The organism is Myroides sp. LoEW2-1 (assembly GCF_009767705.1).
GTDB classification, from domain to species: domain Bacteria; phylum Bacteroidota; class Bacteroidia; order Flavobacteriales; family Flavobacteriaceae; genus Flavobacterium; species Flavobacterium album_A.
This window is the reverse complement of the sequence record NZ_WSPP01000007.1, coordinates 20,528-37,436: the sequence shown is the minus strand read 5'-3', so window position 1 is coordinate 37,436 and position 16,909 is coordinate 20,528. Positions and strand designations below refer to the sequence as shown.

Annotated in this window: 8 protein-coding genes; 4 read left to right on the top strand and 4 right to left on the bottom strand. The window is 33.7% G+C overall.

The genetic code is table 11. The features are described from left to right. Nucleotides 1-24: 24 nt before the first annotated feature. Nucleotides 25-309 carry an IS66 family insertion sequence element accessory protein TnpA gene (tnpA, locus tag GOQ24_RS00770; protein ID WP_160338907.1) on the bottom strand — a complete coding sequence of 95 codons (285 nt, stop codon included), beginning with the start codon at nt 307-309 and terminating at the stop codon, nt 25-27. Nucleotides 310-320: 11 nt separating this feature from the next. Here tnpA and GOQ24_RS00765 point away from each other — a divergent pair, with 11 nt between their 5' ends. Further along, nucleotides 321-1,709 carry a hypothetical protein gene (locus GOQ24_RS00765; RefSeq protein WP_160338906.1) on the top strand — a complete coding sequence of 463 codons (1,389 nt, stop codon included), beginning with the start codon at nt 321-323 and terminating at the stop codon, nt 1,707-1,709. Nucleotides 1,710-2,091: 382 nt separating this feature from the next. On the opposite strand, the gene GOQ24_RS00760 is transcribed toward GOQ24_RS00765, so the two are convergent. The 3 genes from GOQ24_RS00760 to GOQ24_RS16600 all read right to left on the bottom strand — a co-directional run bounded on the left by GOQ24_RS00760 (nt 2,092) and on the right by GOQ24_RS16600 (nt 6,205). Next, the gene (locus GOQ24_RS00760) at nt 2,092-3,285 is read right to left on the bottom strand and encodes a multidrug effflux MFS transporter (protein ID WP_155091701.1); all 1,194 of its coding nucleotides are present in this window, start codon (nt 3,283-3,285) and stop codon (nt 2,092-2,094) included. A 66-nt stretch (nt 3,286-3,351) separates the two neighbouring features. Beyond that, nucleotides 3,352-4,191, bottom strand: coding sequence for a helix-turn-helix domain-containing protein (locus tag GOQ24_RS00755; protein ID WP_155091702.1), 840 nt, complete (start codon nt 4,189-4,191; stop codon nt 3,352-3,354). Between the two features lie 811 nt (nt 4,192-5,002). After that, the gene (locus GOQ24_RS16600) at nt 5,003-6,205 is read right to left on the bottom strand and encodes a response regulator transcription factor (protein ID WP_243731239.1); all 1,203 of its coding nucleotides are present in this window, start codon (nt 6,203-6,205) and stop codon (nt 5,003-5,005) included. 1,642 nt (nt 6,206-7,847) lie between these two features. Between GOQ24_RS16600 and GOQ24_RS00745 the strand changes: the two genes are divergently transcribed. From GOQ24_RS00745 to GOQ24_RS00735, 3 genes are all read left to right on the top strand, one after another. After that, a complete protein-coding gene (locus GOQ24_RS00745) occupies nt 7,848-14,045 on the top strand; it encodes a DUF11 domain-containing protein (protein ID WP_160338905.1) in 6,198 nt (2,065 codons plus the stop codon). 32 nt (nt 14,046-14,077) lie between these two features. Continuing rightward, nucleotides 14,078-16,165 (top strand): hypothetical protein, encoded by a 2,088-nt coding sequence (locus GOQ24_RS00740; RefSeq protein ID WP_160338904.1) that lies wholly within the window; start codon nt 14,078-14,080, stop codon nt 16,163-16,165. Nucleotides 16,166-16,268: 103 nt separating this feature from the next. Further along, complete coding sequence (locus GOQ24_RS00735; RefSeq protein WP_155091705.1) at nt 16,269-16,901, top strand: hypothetical protein; 633 nt, start codon at nt 16,269-16,271, stop codon at nt 16,899-16,901. The last annotated feature ends 8 nt before the right edge of the window (nt 16,902-16,909 follow it).

Here is a 16,909-nt window from a genome sequence, read left to right as displayed (position 1 = left end):
GATTAGAACTACTCAAACTAAACATTACACTAAGTTTACTAATGAATATAGTTCACTAAGATTATCCGTTTGTAGACGTAACTTTACACCATTGGGATATACGATTTCATATTCTTGAGTTTTGCTTACTTGGCCTTTTGTTACAGTTATAAAATTATTGTCTAATTGTGTTGACTCTGACTTATGCTTAACTACCCAATAACTAAAGGTTGCTAACTTAATTCCGACACTTTCACAGTATCTTGATTGCGTTAATCCACTTGTTCTCCAATCCTCTACATGAGAATACATTATTTCTTGTTTGCTCATCTATTTATTATTTGAAACAAACTTACTACCTTAAGTTAGCTTATGAAATATGTGGTTGCTCGCGTGGATACCCAACATCTGATTTTACGATTAGTGCTGAGGAAGGGCGTTTTGAAGTGGAAGGTGATAATGTAATCACGTTTAACTTAGAGGTTAAGCCTGTTGCGTATACAATTGATTGTGCAACAATTAGTTCAAACCGATCAACGATTCTACTCGATAAGGAGATTCAAGACACTTATACTATTATAGTCAAAGCAAATGTAACGGAGTTAGGTGAGTATGAATTGAAAACGACAGTTCCTGTTCAAGGAATTACATTTAGTAGTACCCGTGACGGTGTAAAACAGGAGTTTAAAACGTTAGGTGCTAATGATATTGTGCTGTATGCAGAACAAAAAACTATCGCCCCTTCTACTCCAGGAGTTACTGATGTATCTTTTATAAATAACGATGGTAATAGCGAAACTTTGTGTAACGCTACCTTCCCTGTACGTGTTGGATACGCTCCATTGAATATTTTATATATTCGAAATGACCGTCCTACTGATAATTTCGTTCAAATGTTAGCAGAGTATTTAAAGAATGATAGGTATTACAGTGAGACTGGAGAACATGTAAAGGTTGGTCCTAAAGTATTGAAAACGATTGCTGTAAATACTAATTATAGTTCAGGTTATAATAGTGAATTAGGTGTTCAGCGTAGAGCTGAAATTGTGACTGAATTGAACAAGGGAATTTACAATTTAGTAATTATTGATGGAGGACCTATTGCAGCAATTGGTCTTGATGCAGCAGTTCACACAGCAATAGAGAATTATATCAACAGTGATAAAGGATGGTTTGTTGTTTCACAAGAAACGGATATTGCAAGATATAAAAAATTATTTGAAGGGTTTAATAGATCAGATCTTTCACCAGAATCGAGAGGGTTTGGTACCATGTTAATGAAGTTTAATGGTGGAGTAGATACCCCTGTGGCTGTAATCCCAAATGTTAATCGAGAGACCACACCAGTAGGTTATGCAGTGCCAACGAACTCTCATTTTACGATGATAGAGAAGTATACTTATTTGAAAAATTATAGTATATGGCAGTCGAGTGTAGAGACATTAACTTATGACCTTACAGGTTCACAGTTTGAGCCTTTGACTACTTTGAAAGCTGATCTTTCACCAGTAGAAGCAATGACAATGATTCACAAGACGAAGAAAATAGTTATTTTGCCGATGACGAATGATGTTCAGTATAGAGGATTACTTGATCGTTACAATTATGTAAATGGTGAAATGGTAACTGGTAAGTATAGGGAGTATAATGCAAGAAATGATACTTATTTCCAACATTCCTATTTCTTAGGAAACCTATTTACTACTATAATCACAGATTTAATGAAGTAATTTGAACAATTGAATTTAGTTCAATAATAGGACTAAAAGGGCTGTCTCCTCATAATAAGGAGCAGCCCTTTTTGTTTGTGTATCATTGCCTTTCTTATTTGTTGTGATTGAAATACTTCCTTTGAGTAAAATGTTAGGCAAGAAATAACCTCAAGGTTGCATCTTTAGACGTGTGAATTTAGGTATTCTCATTTGTGTTGAATGAGCTTGGTCTTATTGTGGTTTTCTGTATGTTGTTTATGTAGTTAATAGCTTATTTGTGCTGTGCTATGAGGAACTGTAGATTAAGGCAGTGAGTTTTCATTTACTAAAAGAAAAGAGGTTATCTCACTATGAGATAACCTCTTTATCTATTATATTAATTATATTCTCACTCTCTATTTTACTCGTATTCCCCCACCTTTTTATCCTTGAATAAATAACAAAAAAGGTAAAGTAGGTGACAAAGAAGTAAAGAGCCTCCCGTTAGTGTGATTAGATCAAGAGGAATTATATTGGTCAAGGCTGAAATAATGAAAGTAAGGGTTAACTGCAATGTTCCTAATAAGGCAGAAGCCGAGCCACTATTGGTGGTAAAGGGAGCTAAGGCTAACTTTGTTGTCGTGGGAAACAATACGCCAAGGGTTAACACAATAAAAAATAGGGGAATTAACATCAATTCGATAGTTGATTTATAACTGCACATAATTAGAAAAAAAACACTTGCCACTATACCAAAGTAAACGGTTAGTTTAACTATTTGCTCTACTGTATACCATCTTGATAAAACCGAATTGGCAAGCCATGCACCGAGTATTAATCCTATGGCATTGAATGCAAAGATGGAACTAAACATATTGGAAGATAACCCTCCATATTCCATAATCAGATAAGGTGCATTAGCTAAGTAAATCATTAAGATACTATAAGTCAAACTTCCAATTAGGGTGTACTTTACAAATGTATTGTTCTGCACAATCTCTTTAAAATCTTGTGCCATATTTGTCTTGCTTGATGTGGTGCTGACTATTCTTGTCTCTGGCAAAAAGAGCACCACGGAGATTAAGCATACTACACCCAAAATAAATAGGGTCACAAAGGCAGATTGCCATACAAAGTGATTGATTAAGAAATTTCCCATGACAGGTCCAATAATTGGCGCTATACCTGCTATAATAGCCAATAGGGAAAATACATGCATACTCTGGTCTGTATCGTAAAACTCGTTGACTACCGCTCTGGCAATGACTACTCCCGCACAACCAGCAAAAGCCTGAAAGAATCGCGCTATCCAAAACTGTTCAATCGTTTGGGCATAAATACATCCAACGGTAGCCAAAATGAAGACAAGTAAAGATATGATAGTGGGAATTTTTCTACCGTATTTATCTGAAATAATTCCCCAAAATAATTGCCCTATAGCAAAACCTCCTAAGAAGAAGGAAATAGAGAGTTGTACAGACTTTAAATCAGTGTTGAAAGTCTGTGAGATTTTTAAGAATCCCGGTAAGTATAGATCAATACTAAAGGGTTCTAATGCTGAGAGTAGCGATAAGATAATTACCACTACAAACTGAGTTTTTGTAAGCTTTTTCATTTCTTTGTTTTGAGTGGGCAAATGTAGCCTATCAAATAAGGAGCTAAACTATCTGTTGTGCTGAAGTTATTGGACTTTTTTGATATTCTTGCGAAATTCACTTGGTGTCACACTGGTGTTTTTCTTAAAAAAGCGGTTGAAGTAATTGACTTCACTATAACCAAGAGAGAAGGCAATTTGTTGAACAGTGAGATCACTGTAAATTAGCATGCGCTTAGCCTCTAATAGCAATCTGTTCTTTAAGTGTATATTGAGTGTATCACCTGTGGTATTCACAAGTATTTCATTCATTCGCTTAATGGATAGTGAAACGCTACTGGCATAGAACTCATTGCTGTACTGTGAACAATAGTGCAATTCTACCAGATTCAATAGTTTGTACACCCTTGGATCATAATTGGAAACGGTATCGGACAACTGTTTTAAATCCAATGTATGACACAAAAACAGGCTGACGTATTTCTCCATTATAGCCGTTCTTCGCTTGGTACTCCATTCGATATTGATCAATTGGAAAATAGATTGAAATATGGGAATTAGATCAGGAGTGATCTCAAAGTGCAAAGGGGGAATTTTGTAGTAATCGCGCTCTGCTACTTCTTGATAAATTATCCTGTTAAAATAATCTTTGTCAATGGCCATATAGTATCCTGTAACATGGGTCGGATTAAAAAACTGTACTTGACCAGGAAAGACAACCCACAATTGGTTTTGAGTAATAGGATAGGACTTAAAATCTATTTCTTGACGCTGTGCACAAGTTGATGTAAACCAGTATATCTGGTAAAAGTTATATTGATAGTGATAATCAAAATCAAAGAGTTCGGGGTGTTCTTCTATGGAGTAAAACTCGATCGGTATGTTCTTATCAAACTGCTGTACTTTGATAATTTTGTGAATTGGCATTGCAATACAAATATGAAATGCACAAAATTAGTAAAATTAAATATAAAGTGTCTCATTGTGTTCGAAAAGCCTTTGGGAGGATAGATAAGTTATTCAAGCTGTTCTACTGTGAAAGTATTGTACAGTTAAAAGCAGGATTATAAACAATAATTGTACAGCTATATTAGGACGAGGCATAGTTATTTCGAAGTGGTCGCATAGTGGTCGCATACTGATCACATAGTGGTCACATGATTATAGAGCAAAAACATGCGACCACTATGCCAACAATATAGGAGCATAAGGGTATCAGTAGGAAGAAAGACCCTTCGTACTTTTCATCTTTATAGGATTTTATCAATTGTTCTTCCAGGTTTTAATCGATGGGACAATGAATAGAATAGCAAACAGATTGGTGTAGGGGATAAATTAGCAGTTGGGAAGGATATTACTTCAGTCTATTTGTTTAGTTTGTATTAGTATCTGTAAGGCAGTAGTAATTGATTGGGATAACATTGTCAGAGCTAAATCCATTGATTGTACGGCAAAATAGTTAGCAAGTTAATAAGACGAGGTAGGGAAATTATTTGGTTCTAAGAGAGAAGGCCAGTGTAGCTTTGTAGGATTTGATGTAAATTGTTTGTATTAATTTGTTGATTGAAAAGGAAGGTTGAAAGAATGTTCCAAATAGAAAATAGCTCGATGTCCTCATTGAACTCGAGCTAATCCTTTATATCGTACACTTTTGTTATTGTTCTCACTCGTCAAGGAGAAAGGCTTGTTCTATAGGGTATAGTAAAGCTAAAGCCTTGCAACTACAAGGCTTTAGTGTCTATTTAGCTTTCAGTGTAAATAACTGTGTTCTTGAATTGACATTGAGTTTTATAAAAATATTACTTATGTGATACTTGGTTGTACTTAATGAAATATTTAATTCAGCAGCTATTTCTTTGTTTGTCAATCCCTCCCAAATTAGTTCCAATACATTTATTTCGCGTTCTGTTAGTTTGTAAATATTTCTGATGTTTGGGTCTTCTTCTCGTTCTTGTAAATTGTCTTGTGTCCCTGATAGGGTTTGTACATGGGATTGTCCTATTGCATCTATTTCCAATGACTTATTGCCCTTCGCTTTGAGTAGAAGATTGTGGTAGTTCTTTACTAATAAAACATACTGCGAATTAAACATTTCTGTTTTCTTTTGACGACGGTGATACTTCTTTATTAAAAAGTAATTGTTGAATATGGAGAGTAGAATGACAATACTACTTAGAATCTTCAAGGTAGTAATCTTGTCGATATACTGAGTCAAGCTAAACTTAACCCCTGTATCTGTAAGACAAATCGTATAAAATATTATTAAAAGTAATAGTAGTAAAATATACTGTCTGTAAACTTTTCGCTTTAGTAGTTTTCGCATCAAGTATTGAGATACAATAGCAATGGTGATTACGAGTAAATCCAGGTAATAGCTATGACACTGAGTGATAATGATATGCCCTATATAGATACCTATAGCTAAAACACTGGAGAAGCTATAAAACTTGAATTCGTTTTGATACAATTTTCTTTTAATAGAGAAAGGTACATAGCTGCTTGCGATTAAGGAAAGTAGAAACAGCAAGCTGATGATAATGCCTTTTTGCATAAAGTTCACCATCAAAGTTATTTTGTAAGTGGTGTGTACTAACACATCGCTATAAATTATTGAGCAGAACATTAATAGCTGAATGGCGTGAATGGCAGCCCATTTTCGAATCTTGAATATTTTGTATATGACAATAGTAGAGATGATCCCCAAGAGTGCGATACCGTAAAATACACCCGATAAAAAGAAGTTGATCGATATAGGCAGACTATCCTCGAGTAACTGTATTGCTTCATCTTGAAAGTCATTGTCTGTTAGTAATAAGGTGTTGTGTTGTATATCAAAAAGGTCAAGACCTAAACTTAAGGTAACTTTTGCGTAGAGATATACTGTACTCAATAGAGAAAGTATACCAATTATGATATAATGATATTTTTTTTTCGATTCCATTTTTGAATGTCCTAATGACAAGTAATCCAAATACGCAAGACATATTGAATCAGTTTGTAGAGGATATAGGATAGCCCGTCCATATATTCCATCATAATAACTTAAACTAAAAGGGGGGTAAACCTATAAAGTACACAGAATATAAAGTGAGTTGAGTTTGAGTTTCATATTCTGCGAAATGTAAAAGGAATCCGTTTAGTTTAATCTTGCTTATTTCGTTACTTAATTATTACAATTTTGTGATTATATTAAGATTTTAATAGTAAATTAAGTACTGGCCTTAATTTAAGAATTCTTAAATCTTCTTTATTGCCTAATTATGTCATTCTTGAGCTTATTTGCTATGGGAACCTTAAACTTTTGAATCCACGTTGTTTGAGAGTTTTTCATTGTTTTTCTATGTTGTTTTGTTTTGATGTCGCAATATAACGGATGTGGGACAATTTGTGCCTGTTCTTTAGTATAGGTTTGTGTTAAAAAAGTCACAACCTCAATGTGAGAATAAGCTTTTCAATTGAAGCAACAGAGTCATTTTTATCAAGCTGTTTTATTCATTCTAATTAAACCTAAAATTCATATTAATCAAAACCTTTTAAAGTCATGCTATCTCTTAGCGCTTACATCGGTTTTATGAGCAAACTATGGCATGCTTGCATGGGGCCTGCAGACCTGTTTTGTGTTATTACTTTTCGGTTATGTGTCTATTATGTATTTGCAGTAAAGAACGAGATAGGGGATACACTTAAAGATTTACGGTGTGTTTAACAGTATCAGATGTTTGTAATAATTAGTCTACTCATTTGTTTTGAATTAAGCGTTTTTTGAAAATTCACAAGGCTCTTGTCTTTAGATGTTTTGTCTTTAAAAGACATTTTAGTACAGTACTGGTACTTTTTTATCTACTTAATGTATTGAAAATTAAATTGTTGTATTTATTGTTCTCACATTGCCATAAAAGGGTTAGTTTGTTTCTGTTATTTGTTAATTAACTTTTGTAACCTTGTTTTAATAGAAAAACCATTCTTTAGTATAGGTTACACCCTATAGGGAAGGAGTATTTTTGAAGTTGAAAATTACACCTAATACAATTGTTTTCTATAACACCTAAATCAATTGCTTTTGGCTTGTAATTTCTGGAGTACTTCTTGTAGAGGATTTCTTAGGTAATACGGAGAAAGGGATGATTGAGATAGTATTCCAACACCATAACCAACTAACGAAACGAAATTATTTATAGAGGCAAATTTAAGCTTCTTTGTTGCACTGTATTTTCAATATTGAATGCAGTTGCGACGCAATATAAAGCATAGTATAATAGCATGGCTTACCCTGGGCAAATTAGTGGGGAGCAATGACTGAATATGAATTAATAAAGTTAGTATGGCAAATTTATCTAAACTCAAAACTTAACGTAAACACTGTGTACCCATATTGACTATAGGTAGGGCATTGTTGTTTCTATACAGTAGTTTAAGTTGACATAGTAGAACGAAAACTATTTTCAGAATCACATTACAAACTCAAACTCAAACACTCCGTAATGTTATTCTCTATCTAAACTCCATATTCTTTGGGTATACGCTCTATTTGATCCAGGATTGAATAGGGGAAATCAATCAAACATAATTTTAACAAACAACAAATGAAACAAAAAACTACTTTTTCTCTATGGAAGAGGTTACTGCTTTTGCTCATCCTGTTCGTTCCTTTAGTACAGTCTTATGGGCAAACTAAGGTGTATGCTACAGAGTTAATTAAGAGTAAAAATGTTGATAATCCAAAATATGCAACTGATGGGAATTTAGCAAGTAAAGGTACATTACATGCACATCCTGGGGCGTTGTTGATAGGTAAGAAAAGCGGATATTTAGAATACAAATTTCCTAATGCAGTACCGAGAGGAAAACACACCTATGTAAAGATAGGGATGGAAAACAATGAATTACTAAATGGTTTATTAGGTGGTTCAGTGGGTAAGTTATTATCTGGTCTTTTGAATGAATTACTATTGGGAAGCCACAGATTTGATGTTAATGCTTACAATGGGAATACGAAGGTTCTTGAAGTTAAATCAGTAGATGGTTTTGGAACTAAGCAAGCTAAATTGATTCAAGATAAAAAGGGTGATTACATGATTGCATTTCAGTTAGATCAATCATTTGATCGAATGACTGTAGGTAATAGTAGTACGGCTTTATTGGGATTAACCGGTGATAAATTATTAGAGGTTTATGATACTTACTACGTAAAAGAAGATGGAGAAAGCTGTGGTAGACCAATAGGAACTTCATTTGATTCTGCAGGTATTGAAATTGATCTCTTAGGAGGTTTGCTACAGAATAAATTCTATGAAGCTATAGATGGAAAAGAAAATACATATTCTTTATTAAAAAGAGAAGGTGCTGTAAATGTAGGAGTTGGAGGGTATATTTCTCAGTTTTTTTATTTTCCAACTACTTCTAATGCATCCACTACCGTTAACTTAACGATAGAGTCTCCAAAGGGGTTGCTTAGTTTGGATTTGTTAAACGCTATTGAAATAAGAGCATATAAGGGCGACAAAGAGGTATATACGAAGTCTTTAGAGGGAGGTTTACTTAATGGTGTAAACCTTTTAGGATTGTTGAAGACACCTGGAAAGAAGACTCTAACATTTGCTCCTGGAAAAGAGTTTGACAGAATTGAATTAAGAGCAAATAACACATTAAATGTTGGAGTGTTAAGTGATGGTTTACGTATTTATGATATTGAGCGTTTTGATACATCGAAGTGCGCTAATCCTAATATTGTAGTTCCTGCTCCGACTGAATCTCCTTTTGATATAGCTGCATGTGCTACTGTTGTCAAGGATTTTAAAAATGTTGATTTTGTTACAAATGCTATAGATGGAAATAACGAAACATATGCTACTCTATATGCGAATAATGGTTCTTTACTATCTACTTTGCCTTCGTCAGGAATGATAGAATTGTCATATAGCCAAAAAGTATCAGCAAATACAACTTCTTATATTAGAATTGATTCTGATAAAGATATATTGGAAGCTTTATTAGGAGGAAGTTTAGGTAAGTTAGTTAACGGTGTTGCTGGTCTATTGTTAGGAGATCATTACTTTGAAGTTGAAGCCTTCAGTAATGGTGTATCTGTATCTAAAAGCTCGAGTATAAGTGGTTTTGAAGGAACTACTAATGGAGCGGTATCACTTGTACAAGATAAGATTGGTCGTTATTATTTAGCAGTTACACCAACAGCTGAATATAATAGTATACGTATAACCAATAGAGTAACAGGATTGCCAACAGGTGAACAACGTATGTTAAAGGTATATAACATGTGTCGTGAGATTGGTTCAGATCCATGTTATCCTGCTCAGTTTACTTCATATAATCAAGCAGGGTTAAATCTAAGTATTGCTAATTTAAATGAAGCAGGTGTTAAGAATCCTTACCATGCTATAAGTGGTAATTCATCTAATTATTCAGAAATTAGTTCGGGTACTTTGGCTATAGGTACAGGAGTAAAACAAGTTATTTACTTTCCCAAACCATCTTCTAATGGTGATAAATTAGAAGTGAGAGTACAGTTTAACCCTAAGAGTGTACTTTCATTAGATTTATTAGGTTCTTATAAAGTAACTACTTACTTAGGTAGTACTAAAAAACAAGAGTTTACTTTAAAACAGGGATTATTAAATAATCTTGATTTATTAGGCCTATTGCAGTCTGGTGGAGTTCAGTCTTTGATTTTTGACACAAGTGTAGAAGCTTTTGATAGAGTTGAGATTTCTACAGTAACTTTAGTAAATGTAGGTGTTACACCAGCTATTCGTTTGTATAATGTCAAACGTATTAATGATGTATGTATTGATCCAATGACCGAAAGTCCTTTTGAGTCTTCTGTATGTGCTACTGAGTTGTTAGGAAGCAAGTATGTGGACGATATTTCTAATATGTTTAATGGAAACTTTGATTCCTTTGCAACTATTAATTCAGATGCAGGAATTTTATTAGGAGGAAATAAAAGAGCTGGTTTTGTCGAAATTGGTTATGATCACATCGTGAAGGCTGGTACTACATCATATATTCGTTTTGATTATGATAAAGGAATATTAAAAGGCTTATTAGGAGGTAGTCTTGGAAATATAGTAAGTGGACTGTTAAACAATATTGTTTTAGGAGATCATTTTTTCGAAATAGAAGTGAAAGATGAGCATGGTGTTGTGCTGGAAGGTAACAGTAGAGGTATTGCAACAACTTTCAAAAATGGTGAAATAAGAGTGGTAAGTGATAAGCTTGGCCGTACTTATTTAGCTATAACTCCAAGTAAAAATTATAAATCAGTGAAGATCACTGATAGAAATGAGAGCGTATTGGGCATATTAGCTCCTGCTACTTCTATGAATGTGTATAATATGTGTTATGAAGGTAGTGCAGACTCTTGTGTTGATGCTTTTGCGACATCATTTGACTTTACTGGATTAGCATTAACAGTTAATGATCTGTCTGGAGCTGGTGTAGAATATCCTGAGCGCGCTATAGACTCTAATACAACTAACTATTCACGTATTAGTTTAGGAACTCTTGATGTTGCAGGAAGTGTAAAACAATGGATATTCTTTAATTCAGTTTCTGAGAAAGATGATGTTACTAATATCAAATTTAAAACAGAGGCGGGAGGAGTTGGTTTAAATGTATTAGGAAGTTTAGAGATTAAAGCCTACTTAGGAGATGAATTAGTTCATACACTTGATCTATCTAGTGGTTTAATTAACGGTATTAATGTTTTAGACTTAATCACTAAAGGGGATATGGTTAATTTACCATATACACCAGGTGTTGCGTACGATCGTATATCAATCGGACTTAAGAGTGTGTTAAATGTATCTGTGTTGCCTGCAATTCATTTGTATAGTGTAGAAAGAACATGTCAATCTTTAAATCAAGATCTTGTTAGTTGGAAGTCTTATAAAGTGAATGATGATTCAACAGTTCAAAAAGTTACTGGTGGAGAAGAGGTAGAGTATACTATTCACGTTAAAAATGTAGGTACTACTGATGTACCAACTTTATTAATAGAAGACAGACTACCTGCTGGGTTAACATGGACTTCTGGAGGGACACATAACAATGGTGTAGTGACATTCAAAAAAGAAGAAGGTATAGCTGTAAATGGCTTAGTTACATTTAGCTTTAAAGCCAAAGTGAATGCAGATTTAGAAGGAATTTCTCAAATTAGAAATATCGCTACAGTAAAAGTTGATGAGACAGATAAAGGAGTAAATACTTATCCAGCTATTGACAATAAAGACCCTAAAGATCCAAATACAAGTGAAAAACCAGGTGCTGTATTAGTTGTTGATCCTCTTTATGATATCGAGTTATCTAAAGTAGGATTGAGTAATGGAAAAATTAGTGATCAAGCACAGTTAGGTGATGAAATAACTTATACGATATCAGTAGAGAATAAAGGGAATAAAGCATTAAGAAATATTTTACTTAGCGATGTTCTTGGTAATGTGATTGGTTCAGAAATAGAAATTGTAGAGGTGGGATCAGGTGTGATTCAAAACAATACTATTAGCTATGTTATCGCTCAACTTAATGTAGGTCAAAAAGAAACTTTCGTAGTTAAAACCAAAGTAATTGGGTTACCTGCAACAAATAAAATCTCGAATAAAGCTATTTCTATAGTTACATTACCTGACAATACAACTAAAACAAAAGAAGTTGTATTTGACTTAGCAAGTAATTGTAATGATATTTTTGAAAATAGCATTGTTATAGAACAAATAGCAGATGTATGTGCTTATTCAGAATTTGTATTAAAAGCAACATTAACTAATCTTGCTCCTAAAGATTTAAAGAATCCAATATTTAAATGGTATAAGAATGCTGATTTATCAGACACGCCATTAGTAGGGCAGGAAATTAGAACAACTATAGAAAACACGACTAAGTTTTATGTGACTGTTGAAGGTCTTGGTTATTGCTTTAATGGTGTACCAGCTGAAGTAGAAGTTAAAACTCTATCTGGGCCAGCTAAACCTATCGTGTCAAGTACTCAAGCTGATATATGTGAAGGAACATTAACGACATTATCAACTGTAGAGGGTGCAACTGAATATCAATGGTTTTTAAATGGAGTATTGATTGAAGCTCAGGATGAAAAAGGGCAACCTGTTCGTTTTGGTCATTCAATAGAAGTTAATACAGCAGGAGATTATAGTGTTATAGTTTCTAATGGAACTTGTTATTCTCAAGAGTCAGATGCTTTTACTGTTAATGTAAAAGAAGTAGCTGAATTATCTATTGAGGGTGATCAAAGAATTATCACTAAAGTAGGAATTAGTACTCAATTACCTAAAGTGACTAGTAAGAATGGAACAGTTACATGGTATAACGAAAAAGGGGAATTATTTAATGAAACCCAAATCACTTTTGCTGTTCCTGGTATTTATACTTATACTGTAGTAGCAGACTTAAACGGATGTTCTACAGTGGAGAATGTTATCATCACTGTATTAGATTCTAATAATTGTCCGCCTCAGATAGAAAGAGTTTATGCAAAAGAGAAGACAACTTGGGGATCTATCATAACTGGGGGAATTGCGAATAAAACTAATGCAATTGATGGTAATCCTACTACTTATTCTGAAATAATAACAGGGTTAGGTTTATTGGGAATAGGTACTACATGGCAAAATATTTACTTCGATGAGATAGTACCTGCAGGAACACCTGTGACTATTAAGTTAGGAAAGCAATATAGCGGCTTAATGTTAGCAGGAGGATTATCTGTACAGGGATTAGATGAAAATGGCAATACTATTGGAACACTAAAGTCGGTACAAGGTGGGCTACTTGATTTATTAGCGGGAGATAATGTGATTGAGTATACGTTTGTTCCTACTTCTTCTGGTAAGCCAAAAGCATTCAAGGGGGTTAGAGTTTCTCAAGGTTCTTTAGTAGGTCTTGCTCAAATCTCAAAAGTATATGGAGTGTATTATTCTAAATCAGGTAGTATTAGTTGTACACCTGTAGCAACTGATATAAACTCAGGTGTAATAGATGTACTACATGGGGTACAAGATCTTGGTTTAGGTGTAGCAAGTGCTACAGCCTCAGTTACTAATCCTTGGAACGCAGTTGATAATAAGCCTGATACTTATGCTTTAATAACTCGTGGAGTAGCTGTATTAAACGAAGCTTCATTGACTGTTGTATTTAAACAACAGGCAATGCCTGGTGATGAATTACATATCATTACAGAGATTCCAGGTAATCCTGTTTTAAGTTTAGAATTGATTAAGGGATATAGTATTCAACGTTATTTAGGCGATAAAAAAGTAGGCCCTGTATTAGAAGGAAAAAAAGAGGTGTTAGGACTTAAGTTATTAGGCTTAGGGTATGGTAATAAGCATAAAGTTATTGTTGCTCCGTATGATGAACAGCCATATGATAGAGTAAAAATCTCTTATGGTAGTGTTGTAGGGGTATTAGGAGATTTTACACGTATCTATGATGTGAATATTGTACCTACGATAGGAACGGGAGTAAAAGAGGATGAAGTCATAGATGTATGTAATTATGGAATGTTGAAGCTATCGATGATAGATGCGTGTACTACATACGAGATATATACTTCTGAAACTGGAACTGATCAATTAACGGAAGTAACTCCGTTTGAATTTTACTTAAAAGGATTAGAACAAGGTGAACAAACCATCTGGATTCAAAACGTTCGAAATGGTTGTCCATTAGGACCACGTATTCCGGTTAAAGTGAATGTAAAAAACTGTTCAGTTAAGACAAACCTGAACATCACAACAAAAATTAAATAATTAGAAACAACAATATTTATATATAACAAAAGATGAAAAGAATCACATTATTAGCAGCATTATTAGGAACAACATATTTTGCAAATGCACAAGTAGGGATCGGTACGCCGGACCCTGCTACTTCTGCAGAATTAGACATTGTAGCAAAATCAGGAAATAAAGGTATCTTAATTCCTCGTGTTACTCTTACAGCAGAGAGTGTATTTGCTCCTATTACAGGTTCTCAACAAGAGAGTTTACTGGTGTATAACAATGTAGAATCTACTTCTATGCCTAAAGGTTTTTACTACTGGGATGGTGCTAAATGGAATAGAATCATTGGTAAAACTGAATTAAATACAGTGGTAGAAAACTTAGGAGATAATATCACTACTATCACAAATGACGTTAAGAACCTTCAAGCTGTTGTTAATTACATTTTGCCATCTAATCCTGATAATTCTGATCCTACTAAACCAGGACATACTACAATTGTATATGATAATTCGACAGGAGATATGTATGAGGTAGTATATGATGCTACAACTAAAAAATACATTACTAAAAAGATCGACTTACTAAAGATGATCCAAGGAAAAGAAACGAATACTTTCTTTAAAGAGATTAAGGAAAATGGTAAAATAACTGGTTATGTATATTTCAACGAGAAAACGATTGTCGAAGCTATTGGTACAGAAACTGATCCTAATAAGATTAAAGATATACTTGATAAGTTAGATAGAAGTACAAAAGGAGCTATTGAGATTGATGTAAAAGGAACTGTAGTAAACAACTTCAAAGAAATCTTAGAAGCACCAACTAAAATTACTGTTACTACAAAAGAAGGAGACAAGACTTTCACAACTGTAGAAGAGTACTTACAATATATCTCTCAATCTGCTGATGGTAATGTAATCTATAAAAACTTAGGAGATACTACTAACCCTAATTGGGTATTCCAATACTACGACAAAGCTAATGGAAAATATGAGACTATTGTTTTACGTGATTTAGTAGCAGAAACGGAGTCTAAAACTACTATTGTTACTTATAATAAGAAACAATATTACTTATCTGAAGCATACATTGTAGGAGGAGGAGAATTAGATGTGACTAAATGGACTGCTGTTCCAGCAGGAGCTATTCATGTAGACGTAGTAGGTGGAGTGATTAATAATATCGAGGAGATTTTAACTACGAATGGAAATATCACTGTCCAAGTAGGAGGAAAAGATATGACTTTTAATTCTGTAGAAGAGTACTTACAGTACATCACTCAGTTCTCTGAAGGTAATGTTATCTACAAAAACATTAGTACAGACCCTAATAAACCAAACTGGGTATTACAGTATTGGGATGAAACTAAAGGAGAGTATACAACAATTAACTTAACAGATCTGGTTGCTTCAGTAGAAACTAAGACTAATATCTTAAGAACAGAAGCAATAGATAATGGTAAATTAGAAGCTTATGCAGCTGCAGGAGCACCAATAGAAGCTAATGTTAAGAAAGGAGAAATCTTCTATAAGTATAACAATGAAGATAAAGGTGAGCAATTCATCAATATGACGGCTGATATCATCTCTTCTATTAACAACAATGAAGAAGTGAAGAATGCATTGACTAATATCTTAAACCAAGGTGGTAACGTATATTTTGGTAAGATTAAAGATACTGATACTGATTTAGTATTCTATACAATGAAAATTGTAAATGGTAAAGAAGAGAAGACTCCTATTGAATTACCAGCTTCATTCTTATTAAAGATTATCAACGATTATAAAGAGATAATTAAACAAGCTTTAGGAGATAATATCACAAACGAAGGAGATATCGTATTCACTGGGAATATCTATAATGGTCGTCAAGTATTATTAGCTAAAGGAAGTACTACAACCAATGGTGATTCTGCTAAAACTACAGGTGTAGAATTAGCTAATGCTACAGGTGATAACGCTATCAATGGTGTGTTATCTATCAAGGTACTAAAAGCAGGTGTATTAGTTACTGAATCTACAAAAGACGTGGAAGTAAAGGGTACTAAGATTGACTTTAATATCGGTGTAGGAAATATCTATACAGCTTTACCAAAAGATACTTATGAAGTAGTAGTAGAATACCTTGGTAAAGAGGTAAAATAATAAAGATCAAACAACAAACAACAATCAATTAATCTTTTCTGAAAAGGGGAGGAGTACAAGCCACAAATAAGCTCCTCCCTTTATTTAAAACAAATTCACAATTATGAAAAAAATATATTTAAGTATAACTCTTGCCCTTTTGGCAACAGCTGGTTTTGCACAGACTAAAATAGGTGTTGTAGGTAATTCTAATCCAGATGTAAACACTAATGCAGTATTAGAATTAGATGCAATAAATAAAGGCCTTTTATTACCTCGTGTGGAATTAACCAAAACAACAGAAGCAACTCCTTTAAACGCACATGTTGAAGGGATGACTGTCTATAATACTAAAAAACAGAATGATGTAGTTCCAGGTTTTTACTATAATGATGGTTTAAAATGGCAACAAATGGTAACTACAGATAACAAAGCTGTGAAGTTCTTCTATATGCCTTCTATTGTTTTTGATACGAGTATTATCACTGATCCTGCGACAGTGAAAGAAGTGAATCTATATCAAGAGTATGTAAATCAGTTCGGTATGAAAGATAAATCACGAACATTTAAAAATGATGGTGCTCCTGAAAGCATTCCTTATTTTCATAGTGCTGATCAGTTAGATTACTATGTTACTGATTACGATCCAACTGTTTTTGAGATTGTAAATATCAGTAATGAGGGGATCATGCAGTATAGAATTTTATCAAATGGAACTCCTACCTCGATCATGAATATCGTATTCTCAGTTAAGTAATTTAAAAG